The following is a 20,956-nucleotide window of genomic DNA, read 5'->3' as shown; positions in this document are numbered from 1 at the left end:
ATTCCGCGTTGGGCGGCCGGGAGAGAAGAGCTGAGGGCAGATTGATGACAATCGTGCTGCTGGTCCACACCGTGCCGTTGTGGCGCGCATCGCTGGCATCGCTCCTCGGCACGGGGCAGGGCATAGAGGTCCGCACCGCCGAGCGCGGCGCGATACGCGCCGCGCTCGGCGGTGCGGGCCCCGACGTTCTGCTCACCGACCTCGACTGTCCGGGCGCACGGGACGTACTCGACGAGGTGAAGGAGGCCACCGCACCGCATGGAGGAACGTATCCCCTCGCCGTGCTCACCCGCAGCGACCAGCCGCGCGGCCTGCGGCGGGCGTACGAAGCGGGAGCGCTCGGCTACATCGACAAGTACCGCCCCGTGGACGACCTGTCCGAGGTGATGCACAAACTGGCGGACGGCGGACGGCATATCGACGAATCGCTGGCCTTCAGCCTCCTGCAGGTGGCCGACATGCCGTTATCGCCAAGGGAATTGAGCGTGCTCTCGATGGCCGAGGAGGGTGACAACGTGGCGGGGATAGCCGCCCGACTGCACCTGACCCCGGGGACCGTGCGCAATTATCTGGCCGCCGCCATCCGGAAGTCCGGGGCGCGGAATCGGCTGGACGCGATCAGACGGGCGAAGGAGGCGGGGTGGATCTGACGGCGTGCTCCTCGCCCCGCTCCCAGAGGCCGGACAGGTCGCGGTAGAGGGCGCTGGAGCGTAGGAGTTCCGAGGGGGTGCCGCACTGGGTGCGCGGGCCGTCCATCACCAGGGTCCGGTCGGCGCGGCGGGCCGAGCTGAGCCGGTGGGCGATGACGACCAGCGCGCCCGGCAGGGCGGCGAACGCCAGCTCGGCGCGGGTCTCGGCGGCCGGGTCGAGCCGGCTGGTGGCCTCGTCGAGGATCAGCAGCGGCGGGGCGGCGAGGTAGGCCCGGCCGAGCGCGACGAGCTGCCGTTCCCCCTGGGAGAGCCGGCCCGGTTCGACGGCCGCGTCGAGGGAGCCGAGCCGGGCGAGCAGCGCGTCCAGGCCGACCGCGTCCGCCATGGCCCCGATCTCCCGGTCGCGGGCGTCGGGCCGGAGGTAGCGGAGGTTGTCCCGCAGCGAGCCGCTGAACACATAGGCGTGCTGGGGCAGCAGGACGCGTACGGAGGTGGCGTCGGCCGGCCGCGCCGGGTGCCCCCGCCACCGCACCGCTCCCCCGGTGGGCCGCTCGGTCCCGGCGAGTACGGCGGCCAGGGTCGACTTGCCGCTGCCGCTCGGGCCGACGACCGCGAGGTGCTCGCCCGCTCCGACCCTCAGGGAGAGCCGGTCCAGGACGGGGTGGGCGCGGGGCCCGTACGCGAAGGTGACCTCGTGGAGTTCGGCGACCGGGGTGTCGCGGGCGGGGCCCGGAGAGGGTGGCGGCGCGTCGCCGGCGGCGGGTGGGGCCGGTTCGTCGGCGGGCGGGGGCGGGGCCTGGGTGAAGCGGTCCAGGACCACGACGAGGCGTCCGCCGGCCGTGCCCAGCATGGTCATCAGCGCCTGGACGGCGGGGGCGAGCGCCTGGGTGAGGTAGGTCAGCGCGCCGACGAGCCCTCCCGGCGTGAGCCCGTTCCGCAGCAGCCAGGGCGCCCCCAGGAGCAGCAGGAGCGGCGGGAACCGGCCGCAGACCGCGAGGGCCACCACCCGCACGGCCGACCAGCGGGCCAGCGAGCGGGAGGCGGCGAGCTGCGCATCGGCGAGGGCCCGGGACTCGGCCACCGTCCGCTCGGCGGTCCCGGCGGCGGCGATGTCGCGTACGGAGGCGGCGAGTTCGCCCGCGTGTGCGGCGTACGCCTCGTCGGCGGCGAGGTAGGCGCGCTGGCGGGCGGCCATCGGCGGCAGGGTGCCGAGGAACAGGGCGGACCCGAGGACCAGCGGCGGCAGCACGATGAGGAGGAGGGCGGGCGAGAGGGCCAGCAGGCCGGTGACGGCACCGGCGGCCGTGAACACGAACGACCGCAGGGTCAGGACGAGTCCGGCCCAGCCGTCCCGGGCGATCTCACTCTGATGAGTGACCTGGGAGAGGGACCGGGTACTGACGTCGCCGGAACGGCCGAGCGCACCCGACAGCGCCCGGGCCACCGCGCGCCGCACCAGCCCGTCCCGCAGCGGCTCCACCAGGTCGGCGAGCCGGCCGAACACCCCGCGGGCCGCGAGCACGGAGGGCAGTACGGCGACGGCGGCGACGGCCAGCCAGAGGAGGCCGGTGGCCGGACGTCCGGCGAGGAAGCCGTCGTCGAGGGCGCGGGCGACCCCGTACCCGCTGAGGAAGGTCTGCGCGAACTCCAGCAGGGACCACCCGGACAGCCGCAGGATCGCCCCGGTCCGCGCCCGCAGGAAGGGCCGGGCCTCGCGGCCGACCCGGCGCAGCGCGGTGTCGCGCGCGGGGCGTGTCCGGTCGTCGGTGCGCTTCATCGCGTCTCCGCTGCGGCGAGGGAGGGCACGGTGCCGTCCGTGCCGGCCCCCGTGCCGCCGGCTGTGGTGTCCGTGCCGCTGCCTCCGCCGGCCGTGGTGTCCCCCGTACCGCTGCGGTCCCTACCGCTGCTGTCCGTGCCGCCGCCGTCCGTGCTGAAGACCGCCCGGTAGTCCGGGTCCTCCCACAGCTCGTCGTGGCGGCCCGTCGCGCGGAGCCGGCCGCCCTCCAGCCAGGCGACCCGGTCCGCCCGCGCGGCCGAGGACAGCCGGTGGGCGACGATGATCCGGGTGCAGCGCCCGGCCCGCGCGTCGAGGGCGCGGCGGACATGGTGCTCGGTCACGGTGTCGAGGCTGGACAGCGCGTCGTCGAGGATCAGCAGCCGGCCCGGGTGGGCGAACGCACGGGCCAGTCCCAGACGTTGGCGTTCGCCGCCGGAGAGCGGGGCGTCGGCGACCGGGGTGGCGTAGCCGTACGGGAGCAGCGCGAGGAACCCGTCGGCGCGGGCCGCGCGGGCCGCATCGCGTACGGCGTCGGGCGAGGCGGTCCAGGGGCCGTGGGCGATCGTGTCCTCGACGGTGGTGCCGAGGAGGGCGGGGCGGGCGAAGGCGTACGCCACCTCGCGGCGGAGTCGGGCCGGTTCCATACCGTCCAGCGGGACGCCGTCCAGCAGCACGCTGCCGGTGTCCGGGTCGAGCAGCCGCCCGGCGACCGCGGCCAGCTGGGACTTGCCGGAGCCGGAGCGTCCGACGACGGCCAGGGACGTGCCGCCGGGGACGGTCAGGTGGACGCCGGTCAGCAGGGGTCGGCCGTCCTGTTCGACGCCGACGTCCCGGAGTTCGAGATGCCCGGGGGCGTCGGGGACCGGCCCCAGGCCCCGGTGGGGCAGCGGGGCGAGGGTGAGGAGGGGATCGAGGCTTCGGGCGGCGGCGCGGCTGCGGGCCAGGGAGCCGAGGGCGCCGGTGAGGGAGCCGATGCCGACGGCGAGGCTCGCGTAGCGGGAGGCGGCGACGAGTTCGCCGACGCCGATCGCGCCCGCGCCGAGCCGGAGTCCGGCGACCGCGAGGACCAGCAGCATGAGCAGGGGCAGCAGGAGGCCGCTGCGGCCGACGGCCCGCCCGTACACGGTCCAGGTGCGGCGGCCGTGTTCGGCGAGGGCGGCCAGGGGTTCCAGGACGCGGCGGTGTTCACGGGCGCCGGTGCGGGCGGCGCGGATGGTGTCGGCGCCCTCCAGGACCTCGGTGAGCCGGTGGGCGATGAGCGACTGGGCGCGCTGGTAGTCGGCCCCGGCATCCGCGGTGCCCCGGGTGAAGGTGCGCAGCAGGGCGACGAGGAGGGGGGCGCCCAGGAGGAGGGCGGCGGCCGTCATGACGTCGATGAGGAGGAGCCCGACGAGCGCGCCGAGCGGGAGCAGGACGCCCGCGACGGCTCCGGCGGCGGTGACGGGCGCGGACGCGGCGTCGGCGGTGCGGGCGGTGAGCCGGGCGGTGAGGTCTCCGGTGGGCAGGGCGAGGGCCCGGCGGGGTTCGGCGGCCAGGATCCGGGCGGCGGTGCGGGCGCGCAGGGACGCGGTGAGCCGGGCGCTGGTGGTCGTGCCGGTCACGGCGGCCGCCGCGTCGAACCCGGTCTCGGCGAGGGTCAGGGCGGCGCAGAGCAGCAGCCCGGCCCAGGGCACGGGCCCGCCGGAGACGAGCCGGTCGACGGTGTGGCCCAGGGCGGCCGGCAGGGCGAGGGCGGCGAGCGCCCCGCCGGTGGAGCAGAGGAACAGCCAGGTGAGGGCGGCCGGGTGCTGCCGGGCGAGCCGTCGGGCGCCGGACGCCGCACCGGGGCTCGGGTCCGGGTGCGGCAGCGGCACGGGGTCGCCTTTCGGGTCGGTAGGACGGCCCCTGCGGGCACGTGGCCGGCCGGCCCGTCGGTGGTGCTCACCGACGGGCCGGCCGGTGCGGGTCACGGGGTGCAGAGGACCACGCTGAGGGAGCTGAACTCACAGACCAGCAGCGAGACCTGGCTGCCCGTGGCGAGCTCGCCGAAGGAGTCCTCGGCCGGGGTGTCCATCGCCTGAAGGTCGAGAAGCGCCATGATGTGTCCTTTCGGGGACGGTTGGTGGTGCTTTGGGCGGTGGTGCTAGAACGACCCCGGGTGGGGCCGGTCCGACGACCCCTGGCGGGGCCGGTTCGTGGGGCCGCTCGCGCGGCCGGGGGATGCCGCCGCCGGAGCGGCGGGCAGGAAGGGAAGTCCGGTGGGGCGGCCGGCAGCGGCGCCCAGGGCGAGGAGAGCGCCGGCGGTCCCGGTGGCCAGGTCCATCGACAGGCGCATCAACTGCTCGCCGGGAAAGGCGAGTCCGCCGCCGTACGCCAGGGCGTGGCTGCCCAGCAGACCGGTGTGGCGGTCGATCGCGCGCCGCCGGTCGGCCGGTTCGCACAGCGGGGTGGCCGCGAGGTGCAGCAGGAGTCCCGCTGAGCCCCTGAGCAGTCCCGGCTGGACGTAGAAGGCGGAGAGCGCCGCCGGGAGCAGGGCCCGGCCCGCCGCTTCCAGCTCCGGGTCGGGGCGGTGGGCGAGGTAGGCGTCGATGACGGCCGCGATGCCGGCGCTGCCCGAACCGACGTACGGCATCAGCCGCTTGCCCTCGACGACCAGGAGTGACCCGTCGTCCCCGGCCCGGCAGCGTTCCAGGTCGCGGCGGAGCGCGGCGGCGGCCAGGTCGAGCAGGGCGGTGTCCCCGGTGGTCGCGTACCGGCGGATCAGCAGCAGGGCGATGCCGCTCGCCCCGTGCAGCAGTCCGGTACGGGGCGAGGGCGGACCGTCGACGAGCGCCCGGACGGCGAGGGCGGTGCAGCGGGCCGCGGCGGCGGACAGGGCCGGGGCGTCGGTGGCCGATGCGGTGCGGGCCAGGTCGTCGAAGGCGAGGCCGATGCCCGCGTACCCGTTGTGCAGCCCGGGTGTCAGGCCCTCCAGGGGCTGGTCGAGGATGATCCCGAGGAGGTCGGCGGCCTCGGCGGTGCGGCCGACCCGGTGCAGGGTCCAGGCGATGCCGGTGAGCCCGTCGTAGAAGCCGAGGGGGCTGCCGGAGGCCGGGTCCTTGGCGTGCCGCAGGAGCCAGTCCTCGGCCGGTGCGCACGGCGGGGCCCCGGTCTCGTGGAGGGCGTAGAGCACCCCGGCCGCGCCGTACGCGAAGGACTGGCCGCCGGTGGCCGTGGCGAACTGGGCGATGTCCCCGGGGAAGCAGCGGTCGTCGCGCTCCGGTGTGCAGGAGGCGGTGATGGCCCGGACCATCGCGTCGCGGCCGCGCGGCCAGTCGTGGAGACCGGATTCCGCAGCGGTCGCGTGGCCGGGGGCGGAAGCGGACGTCGTGCCGGAAGCCGCCGCGGGAGCGGGCCGGGACGCGTCGGCCTCCCCCGCGTCCCGCAGGATCTCCTCGACCGCCGGTCGCAGCGCCTCCTCCGTGACCGGGAATGCGCGGGCGATGTCCCGGGCGAGCCCGGCGGCCTTCGTCCGGTCGATGCCGAACAGCGTGGTGAGCGGCAGGTACAGGGCGAGCCGCAGACAGGCGAGCGCGTAGCGGTCGATGTCGGTGCCGCGCCGGTCGGCGGGGGCGACGAACGCCGGGTTGGCGACGATCTGACGGCGGCGTTCGGCGGCCGGGGAGGCCGCCTCGAAGTCGAGCAGGACGATCCGCCCGGCCTCCTCGTCGACCATCACATTGCTCATGTGCAGATCGCTGATGACGATGCCTCGGTCGTGCACCGCCTCGACCGCCTGCTCGACCTGCCCGTACAGCTCCTCGGCCCACGCGGCGTGTTCGGCGAGGAGTTCGGGCGACGGGTGCTGCCGGGCGAGCGGGAAGCGGCGCGCGAACACCGTGTTGAGGGTGGTGCCGGGGATGTACTGGAGGACCAGGAAGTGGTGGTCGCCGACCTCGAACACGTCCCGGACGTCCGGTACGCAGTCCAGCCCGGCCAGTTGCTCCAGGGCGGCCCTCTCCCGCTCCAGACGGGCCACGGCGTCCGCCCCGTCGGCGGCCAGACCGGCGTGCGGCCGGGCCTCCTTGAGGACGACCTGCTCGCCGGTACGGGTGTCGCGGCCGAGGTAGACCCCGCCGCCGTTGGAGAAGTGCAGCGCCTTCTCCACGGTGTACGGGAGGTCGGCGAGGCCCACGGCGGCCCGGGCTTCGAGGTGCGGCATCAGAAAGCCGGGCGGGGTCACCCAGGAGGGGACGCGGAAGGCGGGGCCCCGGTCGTCGGGGACGAGCCGGCCCTGCGGATCGGCGACGGCGGGCACGGGCCGCCCGTCCGGACCGGAGCAGAAGCGGGCGGCGAACGCGCCGTACCGGGTGTGCACGGGCCCCTTCCCGCACCGCAGATCGCTCAGGATGTACGGGCCGTGCTCACCCTCCAGGAGCTGCACCAGGGCGGTGCACACCTCGGGGAACGCTTCCTCGGACGGCGGGTAGACGGTGATGAACTTCCCGCTGCCCGCCCGGTCGGCGTACTTGGCGTTCCGCAGGGCCAACAGCCCCGCGTTCGGTATGCACTTGAAGGCGAGGCGGTGCTCCAGGCAGTGGGCGGTGACCCGGGCGAGCACGGAGGGCGCGTTGTCGAGGGCGGCCGAGACGTGGATCTTCCAGCCCTGGGCCGGCAGCCGCAGCCCGTCGGGGCTGTAGGAGAGCCAGTCACCGCGCCGGGAACGGGTCCACCCCTCGGGAGCGGAGCCACGGACGGCCGTGTAGAACGAGCTCTCCTCCTCGACGGCTCCGCCCGGTCCGGGGGAACGGTGGGGTGCGTCGTAGAAGCGGCGGTCCGCCTGGCAGTACGCGGCGTACTCCGGATTCACGCACGGCCCCCCTCGCTCGGTTCATCCGCGTCGTTCGCGGCGAGAGAGAAGTTGTCACAACGACGAGCGGTGCCCATAGTCACCGTTGTCACGACTCGTACATGCGCGCCACCCATGCGGAGCGCACCCCGTACTGATGCGTATCCGCTCGTCGCCCCGCCGCGAACGGGCGACGGTCGGGGGCGCGCGGGGGCGTGCACCGGGCGCTTTCACCTCTCCTCAGCCCGCGCCGCGCACCAGGATGTCGCCCGCCTCGGTACGGGAATAGAGCACGGAGCGGCCCGCCCGGCGGCGGCGGACCAGTCCGGCGTCCAGCAGGATCCGCAGATGGCGGCCGACCGACCCCAGCCCCTGGCCGGTCAGCGCGACGAGCTGCGTCGTGCTGAGCGGGGAGGCCAGCAGCGACAGGACCGCCGCCCTCGCCGGGCCGATCAGCGCGCCCAGAGCGGCGGGTACGGGCATGCGTCCGGCCTCGGCGAGCGCGCCGGAACACGGGTACACCAGCCCGTACCGGTGCGGGATGTCCCAGCAGACCCAGGACCGGTCCGGAGTGACGGGAATGAACAACAGCTGGGCGCGGTCCAGTTCGCGGGGCGGGTTGTCGTAGGTGTTGATCTGCAGTCGGCTGTCGCCCAGCCAACGGACCCCGGGCCGCATGCCGTTCAAAGCCTCGGCCCAGCCCGCCCGCCCCAACTGGGCCGTGCGGGCGACCACATCGGCCTCCAGGACCCGCTGCCGCCTCGGCCAGTCGGGCCGCACGGTGTGCGTCCAGACCCACTCCACGGCGTCGGCGGCGCGCTCGGCGAGATCGTCCCGGTCCAGCGCGGCGGGCAGCGGCCCGCGCAGTGCCTCCTCCAGATCGGCGCGCGCCCGGCCGGGCGGGGTGGCCCGGACCCGCGCCAGCTCCTCGGCGAAGGAGGGCGGGGCCTGGCCCGGCGGCGCGGGGACCGGTACGGGGGTGAGGAAGTCGGCGGTCCAGCGGGGGGCGAGGGCGGAGCGGATCACCAGCGCGGAGACCGGGTCGCCGGCGGCCCGCCGCCGGTACGCGGGCAGATGGGTCTCCAGCCAGGCCCGCTCCCCCGGGTGCGCGGCGGTGGCCCGCTCCAGGAGCAGCAGGCTCGCGACGGTCTCCGCGAGCGGCGAGACGACGAACCGGCTGCCGGCGAGCGTGTCCGCACTGACCTGCCACCAGCCCACGCCCACCACCGCCCGTTCTCTGTCGGCCCTGCCGCTCCGCAGGCCCTGTTCGCGCCGTCCACCCTGTCCGCTCCGGGCCGCCCCGGCCTTTCGCGTCCGCGCGAAACAGTAACGGCACCGGAGGCGCCGTCCGGAGACTCCGTCCATGCGCACCTACCGCGAACTGTTCCGGACCCCGGAGTTCACCCCCCTCTTCGCGGCCGTCTCCGTGCAGACGGCCGCCCAGACCGCGACCGGTCTGGCCCTGGGCACCCTCGTGTACGCCCGGACGGGCTCTCCCCTGCTGTCGGCGCTGGCGATGTTCGGCCCGTCGCTGGCCCAGGTGGCCGGGGCGCTCACCCTGCTGTCGGCGGCCGACCGGCTGCCGCCCCGCGCCGCGCTGACCGCTCTCGCCCTGCTGTCGGCGGGGGCGGTCAGCGTGCAGGCCGTCCCCGGGCTGCCGTTGTGGGCCGCGTTCGCCGTTCTGCTGGTGACGGGGGTGGCCGCGTCGCCGGGTGGGGGTGTGCGGTACGGGCTGCTCAACGAGATCGTGCCGCGCGAGGGGTTCCTGCTCGGCCGCTCCGTGCTGAACATGACGGGCGGCGCGATGCAGATCTGCGGATTCGCGATGGGCGGGATGCTGGTGGCGGTGTTCTCGGCGCGCGGGACGCTGCTGGTCGGGGCGGCCCTGTACCTCGTCGCGGCGGCCGTGACCCGGCTCGGGCTGACCGCCAGGCCCCCCAGGGCGACCGGCCGCCCCTCGGTCCGGGAGACCTGGCGGACCAACGCGTCGCTCTGGTCGTCCACGCCGCGCCGGTATGTGTTCCTGGCGCTGTGGGTGCCCAACGGGCTCGTCGTCGGCTGCGAGTCCCTGTACGTGGCGTACGCGCCCGGGCACGCCGGGCTCCTCTTCGCCTGCGGGGCCCTCGGGATGCTGGCCGGGGACACGCTGGTCGGGCGGTTCGTCCCGACCCGCCGGCGGGCGCGGCTCGGGGCTCCGCTGCGGCTGCTGCTGGCCGCGCCCTACCTGCTCTTCGCCCTGCGCCCCGGGCTGCCCCTCGCCCTGGCGCTGGTCGTCGTGGCAAGTGTCGGCTTCGCCGCGAGCCTGCTGCTCCAGGAACGGCTGCTGGCCCTCACCCCGCAGGAGCTGAGCGGCCAGGCGCTCGGGCTCAGCTCCTCGGGGATGCTCGCGATGCAGGGGGTGGGGGCGGCCGTGGCGGGCGGTATCGCCCAGCTGACCTCGCCTGCGACGGGCATGGCGGCGGTCGCGGGGCTCTCGGTGGCGGTGACGCTGGCGCTGGCCCCGGGGCTGCGTACGCCGGTCGGCGCCGACGGGGGCAGACTGCTGGAAGCGAACGGATCACCGCGAGCGTCCCGCACACCCGGCACCCCCCGCACGGAAGAGACCCCATGAGCGACCACGCCAGGCCCGGCCAGAAGCAAGCCATGCTCTCCGGCGAGCCGTATCTCGCCGACGACCCCGAACTGGCGGCGGAGGCCCTGCACGCGGCCGTGCTGAGCGAGCGCTACAACGCCACATCGGCAGCCGACCCCGAGACCCGGCGCGCCGTCCTGGCCGAGCTGCTCGGCGAGGTGGGCGAGGGCGTGGAGGTACGGCCGCCGCTGCGGGTCGACTACGGCTACCAGACCACCATCGGCCCGCGCACGTTCATCAACTTCGGCGCGGTCCTCCTGGACGTCGGCCGCATCACCATCGGCGCGGACGTCCAGATGGGCCCGAACGTCCAGCTGCTCACCCCGACCCACCCCGTCGACCCCGAGCCGCGCCGCGCCAAGTGGGAGGCTGCCGAGCCGATCACCATCGGCGACAACGTGTGGCTGGGCGGCGGGGTGATCGTCTGCCCCGGGGTGGCCATCGGCGAGAACACGGTGGTCGGCGCGGGGGCGGTCGTCACGAAGGACCTGCCCGCCAACGTGGTGGCGGTCGGCAACCCGGCCCGGGTGATCCGGACGATCGGCGGTCCTGAGGCGTAACCCACCGGCGCTCCCCCGCCCGTGGACGCGCCCCGCACCCGCGTGCTACGCCGCCCGCCAGGCATCCGTGACGCACGAGACCTCGAAGTGCCACCAGCCCTCGTCCCGGCCCCGGGCGAGCAGCGCCTTCACCCCGTGCAGGTCCGCGCCGCCGGGGACGGTCAGGGCGACCAGCGGGAAATCGGCGCTGAAGACCTCGCCCGTGAGCCCGAACCCGGCGAGCCGCTCGTGCACGGCCCGTACGTCCTGTCCGAGCGGACCGTCCGGCACGGGCAGCACCCGGACCGTGCAGTTGCCCGAGTCCGCCACCCGGCCGACGGCCCAGTGCACGCCGTCGTCGTCCGTCCGGAACCGTACGGTCTCGCCCTCGGCGACCCCGTCCCGGAGGAAGGGCACGTTGTCCACCCGCGCGGTGTCCGGGCCGAGCCGTGTCGCCCACAGCCCCTCCGTCCCGTACGGCGGCGGCCCGTCCTCGCGCGGCGCCACGCGGAACCAGACCTTGATCTGATCGGCTTCGCGGGGCGGGCGTTCCGGACCGGCGGGGGAACCCATGGCTCCATGGTCCCCCGCGCGCGGTACGTCCGCCTGTCCACCACCACGACCAGGCACCGCCGAACGCCAGAAGTTCTGCGTCGCGTTGCCGTCGAACGACTCGGTCCGGCAGCTTGGTCCTCTCCGGCCGAGGGAGGGTACGGAAGCGGGGCCCGGCTGCTGGTGAGCGCCGGGCCCCGTTTCGCTGTGCTCGCCCCGCCGAAGCGGCCGGTGCCGGGGCTCAGCCCTCGCCGGTCAGGTTGATGGTGACCGTGCGCTCGGCCGGGGTCTTCCCGGTCAGGGCGGTCTTCATCGCCTGGGCCACGTCGTCCGGGCCGACCTGGTGCTTCTTCCCGTCGGCCTTGACGGCCGTGATGCCGTCGAAGACGCCGTCCAGGAGCGTGTCGATCGCCTTCTTGTCGTAGACGTCGACCAGTCGGCCGTCGACCGGCTTCATGGACAGGATCTGCGGCAGCGACCGGGCCGGGCCGAACTGGATCTGCTTGGGACCGGCCTTGATGGTGATCAGACCGGACATCGCGGGCTCGGCGAACTCCTTCATCGCCCGGTCCAGTTCGGCCTGGGTGATGGTGGGTTCGCTGGTGGTGACCGGGAGTTCGACCACCTTGGCCTGCCCGGTCTGGACCTGGGCGCGGTAGGCGTCCCGGACCGAGATCAGGGACTGGCCGGCGTCCAGCCTCTTGCCCGGCTTGCCCGGCACGGCCACGGCCTTGTTCGGCTCGAAGCGGATGGTGCCGTCGTTGGCCGAGCCGGAAGCGCCCGCCAGGTCGGTCAGCGCCACGCCGAGCTTCTCCTCGTCGACCGGGATCACCGGGTCGGCGGGGCGCTCCCCGCCGAACAGCGAACCGATCACCGAGACGGGGTTGTAGTCGCTGCCCGCCGCGCCGCGCACGGTCTCCTGGCTGTCCAGGGTGAGACCGGCCTTCTCGGGGTCGAGCTTCTCCGCCTTGCCGTCCACGGACAGCGTCAGAGGCTTCTTGGCCCGCTCACCGAGGGCGGCTTCGAGCTTGGTGACCGCCTCTTCCTTCGTGCCGCCGCCGATGTCGACACCGAGCACCGTGGTGCCCTTGGGGACCTCGGCGTGGTTCAGCAGGAGCCCCGCCCCGTACGCGATGCCGAGCAGCACGACCGCGGCCACCCCGAGCAGGACCAGCTTGGAGCGGCCCTTCTTCGCGGGGGCGGCGGTGGGGGCCGCGGCCTTCGGTGCGGGACGCGGAGCCGCGGGCCCCGGCGTGGGAACACCCGGTCCGCCCGGCCCGCCGTGACCGGTCACCGGGGCGCCCGGCCCGCCCGGGAACGTGGCGCGGGGCTCGCTGGGCACCACGGGGATGCCGCTCGTCAGCGTGTCGCCCGAGACATGGCCGCCGGGTTCGGGCGCGGGGGCCTGCGGCGTGAGGATCGCGGTGTCGTCGGACATCCGGGGCGGGGCCCCGCCGGGGGTGCCCGGGACCATGGGGCCGGGGCCGGCGAGGCCCGGGACGCCGTCGAGGTTCGGGGTCAGCGAGGAGGCGCCGGTGACCGGTCCCGTGGTGGGGCCGGACGGGCCGGGCGTACGCGCTCCGGTGCCGGGGGTGGCACGCGGGCCGCCGCCGGGGGGCTCGGTGCCGTAGCTGTCGAGCGCGCTGCGGGCCGAGCCGGGCGCGCCCGGGCCGCCGCCGGACTCCGGGGCGTCCGAGAAGTACGGCAGATCGGGGCGCGAGGGACCCGCGCCGCCGTCGGACGCACCACCGGGACCGCCGGGGCCACCGGAGGCCGGACCGCCCTGGCTGCCCGCGCCGCCGGGCGCACCGGTGCCCTGGGCGGCTGCGGCCGGTCCGGCCCCCGGGGCCTTGCGCGGGGCGAACCAGTCGCTGCCGCTCTTCTCCCGGGCCGGCTTCTCGGCGGGCGTCGGGCCGGCGGCCGGGCCGCCGTCCCGGGACCGGTCCGCGGGCGCGCCGCCGTTCGAGCCGGTGGTCGGGCCGCCGGAACGGTCCGAGGACGCGGCGCCGGCGCTCGCGCTCGCACCTCGCCCCGGTGCGGTCGGCGGCGTGCCGGGGCGCGGGGTCGCGCCGGTGCGCTCCGCGTCGGAACGGCCGCCGCCGGAGATGTCGCTCTCCGCCATCGGCGTACGCATGACGACCGGCGGGATGGGACGCGAGCCGGGGATGTTGATCCGGATGCGCGTCGTCAGCGTCGTCTCGGTCTTCGGTTCCTCGGGCCGGGGCGGATCCACGGATTCCGGGTTCTCGTCAGAGCCGTCCTGCGACGGGTGGAGCGACGGATACTGGCGGGATCCGTACGGCGGCGTACCCGAGGGGTACGCGGCTCCGCCGCGGCCCTGGGGCCCGGAGGACGAACTGTCAGTTTCACGACTCAAGGCAGGTTCTCCCGATTGGCTCCGCCGCCCGTACTTCCCCCATGCCGCAGGCCAGGGGACGGCTCGGCGCGCGCACCACCATACTGGCCGCCGCCGTCGGACACTCCGCGACCGGGTGAAACCTCCACCCGTGCCTCACACCTGTGGGGGTCGTTCGGGACCCGGACTTGGCACTTCACGTACCGGACCGGCCGCTGTGGATGGCTGATTGCGGCACTTTCGAGGTGGTGGCGCACATCACAGCGACGGCCGTCCCGCCGAGCATGAAGAGCACCAGGCCGAGTTCGTCGCCGAAGACGTAGTCGCCCTCCGGCCGGCCGCTCAGCAGAAGGAACACCGTGATGAACCAGCCGGCCGCCGGGGCGAGCGCGCCGATCTGGGTGCGGGTCAGGATCCGGCCGCCGTAGAAGAGGCCCGCCGAGCCCACCAGGGCGACGATCAACCCACCCGGGAACCAGGCCGCTTGGACGAGGGTTCCGGCGAGGGCGACGAGCGCGCCGAGGACCGCGAGGCCCAAGTAGGCGGCGATCCGGGCCGGGTTCGGCCGGGCTGCGAATCCGATGGGCTCGGGCTGCCGGGGCGGGGCGTTCCGCCGCGGCGCGTGCGAGGAGTCCGCGCGGCCGCGGGCCTTCTTGGGAGTGCCGCTCATGCCGTGCCTCCCTCGGTGTCCGGTACGCCCGCGAACAGGTCGCTCTCGCGCTCCGGTCCGGCCACGCCGCGGACGCCGCGCACCAGTTGGTAGCACTCGGTCGTCAGCATGGGCTGGCCGAGGTCGTTGGAGAGGGCGAAGAAGGGGCCGTCGACCGCGATCTGGGTGGCGTGGGCGCGCATCGCCGCCGACTTCGCCCCGGCGTACGCCGATCCGTCGATCTCCGCGGTGATCTGCTCCGCTTCGGTCACGCCCGGGACGTCGGCCACGGCGGCGATGCCGGGGAAGGCGTCGGGCGCGGTGGTGCGCAACCGGTCGAAGGCGGCTTCCAGCACCTCGCGCTCCACCCGGTTCCAGTAGATCTTGGCGATGGTGTGCGGTGTGCCGGAGCCGTGCGCCGGGTCGGCGGCCAGGTCGGCGGCGCGCATCGCGACGCGGTGGGCCTGGATGTGGTCGGGGTGGCCGTAGCCGCCGTCCGGGTCGTAGGTGATCAGGACCTGCGGGCGGACCTCGCGGATCACCTCGACGAGATGGGCGGCCGCCTCGTCCACCGGGGTGGACCAGAAGGAGCCGGGGCGGCCGTTCTGTTCGGCGCCCATCATGCCGGAGTCCCGGTAGCGCCCCGCGCCGCCGAGGAAGCGGTGGTCGGTGATGCCGAGCTCCTGCATCGCCGCGGCCAGCTCACCGACGCGGTGGGGGCCCAGCGCGTCGTCCCGGTCGGCGGTGAGGCGGGCGAGCGCGGGCGGGATGACCTCGCCCTCCTCGCCGAGCGTGCACGTCACCAGGGTGACGTGGGCGCCCTCGGCCGCGTACCTGGCCATGGTGGCGCCGTTGTTGATCGACTCGTCGTCGGGGTGCGCGTGCACGAGCAGCAGACGGCGGGCGGGGAGGTCCTTCATGGGGACCACCCTACGAGCCCGGAGGCCCCCCGTGCCCCCGCGCCCCCGCGCCCGCCCGCCGCCGGTCGCCGGCCGCCGCCCGCGTCAGAACTTGATGCTGCTGATCATTCCCGCCACGTTGGTCGTCAGGTCGGAGATGGTCGGTGCGATGGACGAGCTCGCGATGTAGAACCCGAGCAGCATGCAGACCACCGCGTGCCCTCCCTTCAGTCCGGATTTCCGGATCAGCAGGAAGACGATGATCGCCAGCAGCACTACCGCCGAAATCGAGAGCGCCACGGCGGTTCACCTCCATCGGTACGTTCGGACGGTCGGAATGGGGGTACGCGGAGTCAGCAGGTTCCTACCCACCGAGCGCTACGGATCATAACTTTCCGTGCCAACGCATTGATCGGGGCACAGCAGCACGAGGGGCGCACGAACCGTGCCGCGCGGCCGAGTTCGGGGCTAGGTTCAGAGCCATGACCTCGCAGAAGCTGTCCTTTCCCCGCCAGCACGCCCGGACCCAGCGCTTCACTCTCGGCGCACCTCGCGCCTTCACCGTCTCACCGGATGAGACACGTGTGATCTTCCTCAGGTCCACCTCCGGAACGGACCGGACCACCCGGCTCTGGGTGCTCGACCCGGCGACCGGCGAGGAGCGGATCGCCGCCGATCCCGAGGTCCTGCTGGGCGGTTCGGCGGAGAAGCTGTCGGCGCAGGAGCGGGCCCGGCGGGAGCGGACCCGGGAGGGCTCGTCGGGGATCGTCTCCTACGCGGTGGACGCGGCGGCGGAGTTGGCCGCGTTCGCGCTGTCCGGAAAGGTGTACGTGGCCGAGCTGCGGGCCGGGACCGCGCGGGCGCTGCCGGTGCCGGGCCCGGTGATCGACCCCCGCCCGTCCCCCGACGGCCGGCGCATCGCGTACGTGGCCAAGGGCGCGCTGCGGGTGGTGGACGCGTCGGGCGAGGGCGACCGGGCGCTGGCCGAGCCGGAGGACTCCCAGGTCACCTATGGTCTGGCCGAGTTCATCGCGGCCGAGGAGATGCACCGCTACCGGGGTTTCTGGTGGTCGCCCGAGTCGGACCGGCTGCTGGTCGCGCGGGCCGACGAGAGCCCCGTTCAGCGGTGGTACATCGCCGATCCTGCGCACCCCGAGCGCAAGCCGGCCGAGGTGGCCTACCCGGCGGCGGGGACGCCCAACGCCGAGGTGCGGCTCTTCGTCATGGACCTGGAGGGGGACCGTACCGAAGTGCTCTGGGACCGGGAGGCGTTCCCCTACCTGGCCCAGGTGCACTGGTCGTCCGCGGGCGCTCCGCTGCTCCTGGTGCAGGCCCGTGACCAGCGCAGTCAGCGGTATCTGGCGGTGGATCCGGAGACCGGTGCGACCCGGATCGTCCATGTCGACGAGGACCCGGTCTGGCTGGATCTCTTCCCCGGCGTGCCGGCGTGGGCGCCGGACGGGCGGCTGGTGCGGATCGCCGACGAGGGCGGGGCGCGGGTGCTGGCGGTCGGGGACCGGCCGCTCACCGGGTCGCAGCTGCACGTCCAGGCGGTGCTGGACATCGGGGAGTCGGACATCCTGGTCTCGGCGGTGGCCGGTGAGGACGCGGTCGAACCGGAGATCGGACAGATCCATGTGTACCGGGTCAATGAGCTGGGAATCGAGCGGATTTCCGAAGGGGTGGGTGTGCACTCCGCGGTCCGCTCGGGCGCTCTGTCGGTGGTGGTCTCGGCCGTGCCCGAGGAGCCCGGAACCGCCGCGTGGGTCGTGCGGGACGGCAAGCGGCTGGTCCGCATCGCGAGCCACGCCCAGGAGCCGGTGCTCTCCGCCCGCGTGACGCTCACCGAGGGGGGCGCACGACGCATTCCGTGCGCCGTTCTGCTTCCGTCGGACTACCAGGAGTCGGACGGTCCCCTTCCGGTCCTGATGGATCCGTACGGCGGGCCGCACGGCCGCCGCGTGGTCGCCGCCCACAACCCGCACCTGACCTCGCAGTGGTTCGCGGACCAGGGCTTCGCGGTGGTCGTGGCGGACGGGCGGGGCGCGCCGGGCCGCTCGCCGGCCTGGGAGAAGGCGGTACGGGACAACCTCGTGCGGACCATGGAGGACCAGGTGGAGGCGTTGCACGGGCTGGCGGACCGGTTCCCGCTCGATCTGTCCCGGGTGGCGATCCGGGGCTGGTCCTTCGGCGGTTACCTGGCGGGGCTCGCCGTGCTGCGGCGGCCCGACGTCTTCCACGCGGCGGTCGTGGGCGCCCCGGTGACGGACCAGCGGCTGTACGACACCCACTACACCGAGCGCTATCTCGGTGACCCGGCCACGCAGCCGGAGGTGTACGCGTACAACTCGCTGCTCACCGACGACGGTCTCTCCGAGGCCGCCGACGAGGCCCGGCCGATGATGATCGTGCACGGTCTGGCCGACGACAACGTCGTGGTCGCGCACGCGCTGCGGCTGTCCTCGGCGCTGCTGGCGGCCGGGCGGCCGCACGAGGTGCTGCCGCTGAGCGGGGTGACGCACATGACGCCGCAGGAGCAGGTCGCGGAGAACCTGCTCCTGCTCCAGGTGGACTTCCTCAAGCGGTCGCTGGGGCTGACCGGCGCCTGAGCCGCCCGTCCCTCCCCGTCCGCCCCCGGTTCACCAGCGGGGCGGCGGGGACGAGGGCGGGGGCCCGAAGCCGCCGCCCGGCGGAGGCCCGAAACCGGGGGCCTGCGGCGGCTGGTAGCCCTGCGGTCCGGGCTGACCGGGTGCCGGGGTGCCCCAGCCGCCGCCCCAGGAGTTCGGGCCGCCCCAGGGGCCCGCGGTGCCGCCGGGGGCCCGCTCGGCGCCCTTGCGGGCGAGCAGGAGGATCACGACGGGCCCGACGAGGAGCGAGCAGACCTGGCTCAGCAGGGTGAGCTGCCCCTCGATGTCGAGGTCGGTGAACCGCTCGTACAGCTCGAAGTGGATGATGCGCGCCAGGCCCAGCGCGCCGGAGGCGAGGACGAACCCGCCCGCGATCAGGCCGAGCGGTCGCGCGAGGGCCGCCCCGCCGACCGCGCCGAGGGCCGCCACCAGGGACATCAGGATGATCGTCGCGGTGACCCAGCCGGGCGGCCCCTCGATGAGCGGGGTGTTCAGGGGCGCCCCGCCGATGAACCACTCGGGATAGAACCCGGGCGGGAAGACGAACGGCTGCCGGATCTCCCAGGCGGTGAAGACCACCGCCTGGAGACCGAGGAGCAGGAAGACGGCCACCCCCGCGCCCCGCCCCGGACCCGCCGGGCGCTCCTCGCCCTGGGGCACGGGACGGCGGCCTGCCACCCCCGCGACGACCAGGGCGAGCCCGGCCGCCAGCGCGGCGTACGTGGTGAGCAGCGCCCGGTCGCGGAGCTCTTCCGGGGCCGGGGCGTCGGAGACGAGCCAGACACCGGGCAGCCGCAGGACGAAGGTGATGACGCCGGTGACGATCAGGACCGAAGCGGCGGAGGCGGAGCGGAGTGCCGCCACAGCGGCGGCGGCGTAGGCCAGCAGCAGGACGAGGCTGGTGGAGGTGGTGGTGGGCCGCACCACGTCCCGGAGGCTCGCGGTGCCCGACCAGTACTCCCAGACCGGCCCCGGTCCGCCGGCGGCCCGGAGGTCCCGCCCGATCCAGGCCACGGCCATCAGTGCCAGCACCGCGCATAGAACGGCGCCGGTGATTCTCGCTCCCCGGGTAAGTGTCACCCGCTGATACTCCATTGCCCCGAACGGATGAACAAGGGCGGGTGCGGGGCGGGACGGTGTCGGCGGGCGACCGGCCGGAGCGCCAGGACGACGCTCCGGCCGGACCACGGCACCCGCACGGCCGTACGCTGTTCAGCATGGGGCGTTCGTATATCGGAGCGGCGACGGCGGAGTTGCCTGCTTGTTAACGGTGCTGACGCCGGTTCATGACGTTTCGTCCTTCCCGGACTCGGAGATCTCCCCGTCCCCCGGGGCCTCCGCGGGCCCCGGGACCTCCCGCTCGGCCTCCGGAGGCACCACGCGCTTCTCCTCCGCGAAGTGGCACGCCGAGTCGTGCCGGGCCGGGGTGTCGACGAGCCGGAACTCCGCGGGGACCGCCAGCAGCGGGACCTCCAGTTCGCACCGCTCCTGCGCCTTCCAGCAGCGGGTGCGGAAGCGGCAGCCGGAGGGGATGTTGGCGGGCGAGGGGACGTCGCCGTGCAGGATGATCCTCTCCCGGTGCTCGCGGGCGGTCGGGTCCGGGACGGGGACGGCGGACAGCAGCGCCTGGGTGTACGGGTGGGTGGGGTGGTCGTAGATCTCCGCGTCGGAGCCGATCTCCACGATCCGGCCCAGGTACATCACGCCGACCCGGTCGGAGATGTGCCGGACGATGGACAGGTCGTGCGCGATGAAGACGAAGCTGAGGTTGAACTCCGCCTGGAGCCGGTCCAGCAGGTTGACCACCTGGGCCTGGACGGAGACGTCGAGCGCGGAGACCGGTTCGTCGGCGACGATGATCTCCGGGTTGAGCGCGAGACCGCGCGCGATGCCGATGCGCTGGCGCTGGCCGCCGGAGAACTGGTGCGGATAGCGGTTGATGTACTCCGGGTTGAGCCCGACGACGTCCAGCAGGTCCTGCACCTTCTGGCGGCGGCTGCCCTTCGGGGCGACCTCGGGGTGGATCTCGTAGGGCTCCCCGATGATGTCGCCGACCGTCATCCGGGGGTTCAGCGAGGTGTACGGGTCCTGGAACACCATCTGGATGTTGCGGCGCACCGCCTTCAGCGCCCGCCCGGACAGCTTGGAGATGTCCTCGCCCTTGTAGCGGATCGCCCCGGCGGTGGGGCGTTCCAGGTGGACGAGCATCTTGGCGACGGTGGACTTGCCGCAGCCCGACTCCCCCACGATGCCCAGCGTCTCGCCCGCGTACAGGTCGAAGTCGACGCCGTCGACAGCCCTGACGGCGCCGATCTGCCGCTTGAAGAGGATGCCCTGGGTGAGCGGGTAGTGCTTGGCGAGGCCGCGCACCTGGAGGATCGGGTCTCCCTCGGCGTAGGGGGCGGCCGCGTCCTCGCGCGCCTTGGCGAGGAGGGTGGAGCCGGCCGCGCCCTCGCCGGTCCCCGCGTTCCTGTCGCGGTCAGCGTGCATCGAGCGTCTCCTTCCAGAAGTGGCAGGCGCTCCTGCGCTCTTCGTCCACCTCGTAGAGCGGCGGCACGTCGCTGCGGCACACGTCCTGGGCCATCGGGCAGCGGGGGTTGAAGGCGCAGCCGGGCGGGATGCGGGTGAGGTTGGGCGGCAGCCCCTTGATCGCGTACAGCTCCCGGCCCTTCTGGTCCAGGCGCGGGATCGACTGGAGGAGGCCCTTGGTGTACGGGTGGGCGGGGGCCTTGTAGATCTCGTGGACGGGCGCGGTCTCGACGATCCGGCCCGCGTACATCACGGCGATCTTGTCCGCGACGTCGGCGACGACGCCGAGGTCGTGGGTGATCAGGATGAGGCCCATGTTCAGCTCGCGCTGGAGTTCCGCGAGGAGGTCCATGACCTGGGCCTGGACGGTGACGTCGAGGGCGGTGGTGGGCTCGTCGGCGATGATCAGGGACGGTTCCAGGGCCATCGCCATGGCGATCATGATGCGCTGGCGCATACCGCCGGAGAACTGGTGCGGATACTGGCCGACGCGTTCCTTGGCGGCCGGGATGCGGACCCGGTCCATCAGCTCGATCGCCTTGGCCTTGGCGTCCTTGCGGGACATGCCGCGGTGCACGACGAACATCTCGCCGAGCTGCTGGCCGACGGTGAGGACCGGGTTCAGCGAGGACAGGGCGTCCTGGAAGATCATGGCCATCTCCTGGCCGCGGATCCTGCGCCGCTCCTCCGGCTTGAGCTTCAGCAGGTTCTGGTCCTTGAAGAGGATCTCCCCGCCGGCGATCTTCCCGGGCGGCACGTCGAGGATGCCCATGACGGCCTGGGCGGTGACGGACTTGCCGGAGCCGGACTCGCCGAGGACGGCGAGCGTCTCGCCTTCGGCCACCGAGTAGTTGACCCCGTTGACGGCTTTGGCGACGCCTTCGCGGGTGTGGAACTCCACGTACAGATCGCGCACTTCGAGCAACATGGCAACCGGCT

General features: G+C 74.3%; 17 protein-coding genes. 4 read left to right on the top strand and 13 right to left on the bottom strand.

Annotation, left to right across the window (positions count from 1 at the left end; translation table 11 throughout):
- Nucleotides 1-44: 44 nt before the first annotated feature.
- Nucleotides 45-650 (top strand): response regulator transcription factor, encoded by a 606-nt coding sequence (locus RNL97_RS22030; protein ID WP_030576635.1) that lies wholly within the window; start codon nt 45-47, stop codon nt 648-650.
- On the opposite strand, the gene RNL97_RS22025 is transcribed toward RNL97_RS22030, so the two are convergent.
- From RNL97_RS22025 to RNL97_RS22005, 5 genes are all read right to left on the bottom strand, one after another.
- A complete protein-coding gene (locus RNL97_RS22025; RefSeq protein ID WP_313751102.1) occupies nt 619-2,427 on the bottom strand; it encodes an ATP-binding cassette domain-containing protein in 1,809 nt (602 codons plus the stop codon). The two genes, RNL97_RS22030 and RNL97_RS22025, sit on opposite strands and share 32 nt — an antisense overlap.
- The gene (locus tag RNL97_RS22020) at nt 2,424-4,280 is read right to left on the bottom strand and encodes an ABC transporter ATP-binding protein (protein ID WP_313751101.1); all 1,857 of its coding nucleotides are present in this window, start codon (nt 4,278-4,280) and stop codon (nt 2,424-2,426) included. The genes RNL97_RS22025 and RNL97_RS22020 overlap by 4 nt, the downstream gene beginning before the upstream one ends.
- 92 nt (nt 4,281-4,372) lie before the next feature.
- A complete protein-coding gene (locus tag RNL97_RS22015; protein ID WP_030576627.1) occupies nt 4,373-4,504 on the bottom strand; it encodes a SapB/AmfS family lanthipeptide in 132 nt (43 codons plus the stop codon).
- Between the two features lie 45 nt (nt 4,505-4,549).
- Nucleotides 4,550-7,255, bottom strand: a complete 2,706-nt coding sequence (gene lanKC / locus RNL97_RS22010) for a class III lanthionine synthetase LanKC (protein WP_313751100.1) — start codon at nt 7,253-7,255, stop codon at nt 4,550-4,552.
- Between the two features lie 219 nt (nt 7,256-7,474).
- Nucleotides 7,475-8,452: an ArsR/SmtB family transcription factor gene (locus RNL97_RS22005; protein WP_313751099.1), complete on the bottom strand. Its 978-nt coding sequence runs from the start codon at nt 8,450-8,452 to the stop codon at nt 7,475-7,477.
- A gap of 145 nt (nt 8,453-8,597) precedes the next feature.
- On the opposite strand from RNL97_RS22005, the gene RNL97_RS22000 reads away from it, so the two are divergent.
- Nucleotides 8,598-9,845: an MFS transporter gene (locus RNL97_RS22000; protein ID WP_313751098.1), complete on the top strand. Its 1,248-nt coding sequence runs from the start codon at nt 8,598-8,600 to the stop codon at nt 9,843-9,845.
- Nucleotides 9,842-10,426: a sugar O-acetyltransferase gene (locus RNL97_RS21995; protein ID WP_030576614.1), complete on the top strand. Its 585-nt coding sequence runs from the start codon at nt 9,842-9,844 to the stop codon at nt 10,424-10,426. Before RNL97_RS22000 ends, RNL97_RS21995 begins: the two co-directional genes overlap by 4 nt.
- 45 nt (nt 10,427-10,471) lie before the next feature.
- On the opposite strand, the gene RNL97_RS21990 is transcribed toward RNL97_RS21995, so the two are convergent.
- From RNL97_RS21990 to RNL97_RS21970, 5 genes are all read right to left on the bottom strand, one after another.
- The gene (locus tag RNL97_RS21990; protein WP_030576610.1) at nt 10,472-10,978 is read right to left on the bottom strand and encodes a DUF4265 domain-containing protein; all 507 of its coding nucleotides are present in this window, start codon (nt 10,976-10,978) and stop codon (nt 10,472-10,474) included.
- A gap of 220 nt (nt 10,979-11,198) precedes the next feature.
- On the bottom strand, nt 11,199-13,334 hold the full coding sequence (locus RNL97_RS21985) for a hypothetical protein (RefSeq protein ID WP_313751097.1): 2,136 nt from the start codon (nt 13,332-13,334) through the stop codon (nt 11,199-11,201).
- 175 nt (nt 13,335-13,509) lie between these two features.
- Nucleotides 13,510-13,983 carry a DUF6113 family protein gene (locus RNL97_RS21980; protein ID WP_030576606.1) on the bottom strand — a complete coding sequence of 158 codons (474 nt, stop codon included), beginning with the start codon at nt 13,981-13,983 and terminating at the stop codon, nt 13,510-13,512.
- The gene (mshB, locus tag RNL97_RS21975) at nt 13,980-14,882 is read right to left on the bottom strand and encodes an N-acetyl-1-D-myo-inositol-2-amino-2-deoxy-alpha-D-glucopyranoside deacetylase (RefSeq protein WP_030576604.1); all 903 of its coding nucleotides are present in this window, start codon (nt 14,880-14,882) and stop codon (nt 13,980-13,982) included. The genes RNL97_RS21980 and mshB overlap by 4 nt, the downstream gene beginning before the upstream one ends.
- A gap of 84 nt (nt 14,883-14,966) precedes the next feature.
- Complete coding sequence (locus RNL97_RS21970) at nt 14,967-15,161, bottom strand: hypothetical protein (RefSeq protein ID WP_010063247.1); 195 nt, start codon at nt 15,159-15,161, stop codon at nt 14,967-14,969.
- A gap of 182 nt (nt 15,162-15,343) precedes the next feature.
- On the opposite strand from RNL97_RS21970, the gene RNL97_RS21965 reads away from it, so the two are divergent.
- On the top strand, nt 15,344-17,470 hold the full coding sequence (locus RNL97_RS21965) for a S9 family peptidase (RefSeq protein ID WP_313751096.1): 2,127 nt from the start codon (nt 15,344-15,346) through the stop codon (nt 17,468-17,470).
- A gap of 30 nt (nt 17,471-17,500) precedes the next feature.
- On the opposite strand, the gene RNL97_RS21960 is transcribed toward RNL97_RS21965, so the two are convergent.
- From RNL97_RS21960 to RNL97_RS21950, 3 genes are all read right to left on the bottom strand, one after another.
- Entirely contained in the window at nt 17,501-18,568 is a 1,068-nt protein-coding gene (locus RNL97_RS21960; RefSeq protein WP_313751095.1) for a hypothetical protein, read from the bottom strand.
- Between the two features lie 204 nt (nt 18,569-18,772).
- Nucleotides 18,773-19,978: an ABC transporter ATP-binding protein gene (locus tag RNL97_RS21955; RefSeq protein ID WP_030576595.1), complete on the bottom strand. Its 1,206-nt coding sequence runs from the start codon at nt 19,976-19,978 to the stop codon at nt 18,773-18,775.
- Nucleotides 19,968-20,945 carry an ABC transporter ATP-binding protein gene (locus tag RNL97_RS21950; protein ID WP_030576592.1) on the bottom strand — a complete coding sequence of 326 codons (978 nt, stop codon included), beginning with the start codon at nt 20,943-20,945 and terminating at the stop codon, nt 19,968-19,970. The genes RNL97_RS21955 and RNL97_RS21950 overlap by 11 nt, the downstream gene beginning before the upstream one ends.
- Between the last annotated feature and the right edge of the window lie 11 nt (nt 20,946-20,956).

The sequence above is a fragment of the Streptomyces parvus genome (genome assembly GCF_032121415.1).
Classification (GTDB): Bacteria; Actinomycetota; Actinomycetes; order Streptomycetales; family Streptomycetaceae; genus Streptomyces; species Streptomyces globisporus_A.
This window is presented reverse-complemented; position numbering and strand designations above follow the sequence as displayed.

Bases quoted from the DNA above. Each gene is read 5' to 3' on its own strand.
- mshB (WP_030576604.1), bottom strand. From the start codon at position 14,882: ATGAAGGACCTCCCCGCCCGCCGTCTGCTGCTCGTGCACGCGCACCCC.
- RNL97_RS21990 (WP_030576610.1), bottom strand. From the start codon at position 10,978: ATGGGTTCCCCCGCCGGTCCGGAACGCCCGCCCCGCGAAGCCGATCAG.
- RNL97_RS22000 (WP_313751098.1), top strand. From the start codon at position 8,598: ATGCGCACCTACCGCGAACTGTTCCGGACCCCGGAGTTCACCCCCCTC.
- RNL97_RS22030 (WP_030576635.1), top strand. From the start codon at position 45: ATGACAATCGTGCTGCTGGTCCACACCGTGCCGTTGTGGCGCGCATCG.
- RNL97_RS21995 (WP_030576614.1), top strand. From the start codon at position 9,842: ATGAGCGACCACGCCAGGCCCGGCCAGAAGCAAGCCATGCTCTCCGGC.
- RNL97_RS21950 (WP_030576592.1), bottom strand. From the start codon at position 20,945: ATGTTGCTCGAAGTGCGCGATCTGTACGTGGAGTTCCACACCCGCGAA.
- RNL97_RS22025 (WP_313751102.1), bottom strand. From the start codon at position 2,427: ATGAAGCGCACCGACGACCGGACACGCCCCGCGCGCGACACCGCGCTG.
- RNL97_RS21980 (WP_030576606.1), bottom strand. From the start codon at position 13,983: ATGAGCGGCACTCCCAAGAAGGCCCGCGGCCGCGCGGACTCCTCGCAC.
- RNL97_RS22015 (WP_030576627.1), bottom strand. From the start codon at position 4,504: ATGGCGCTTCTCGACCTTCAGGCGATGGACACCCCGGCCGAGGACTCC.
- RNL97_RS21955 (WP_030576595.1), bottom strand. From the start codon at position 19,978: ATGCACGCTGACCGCGACAGGAACGCGGGGACCGGCGAGGGCGCGGCC.
- RNL97_RS21965 (WP_313751096.1), top strand. From the start codon at position 15,344: ATGACCTCGCAGAAGCTGTCCTTTCCCCGCCAGCACGCCCGGACCCAG.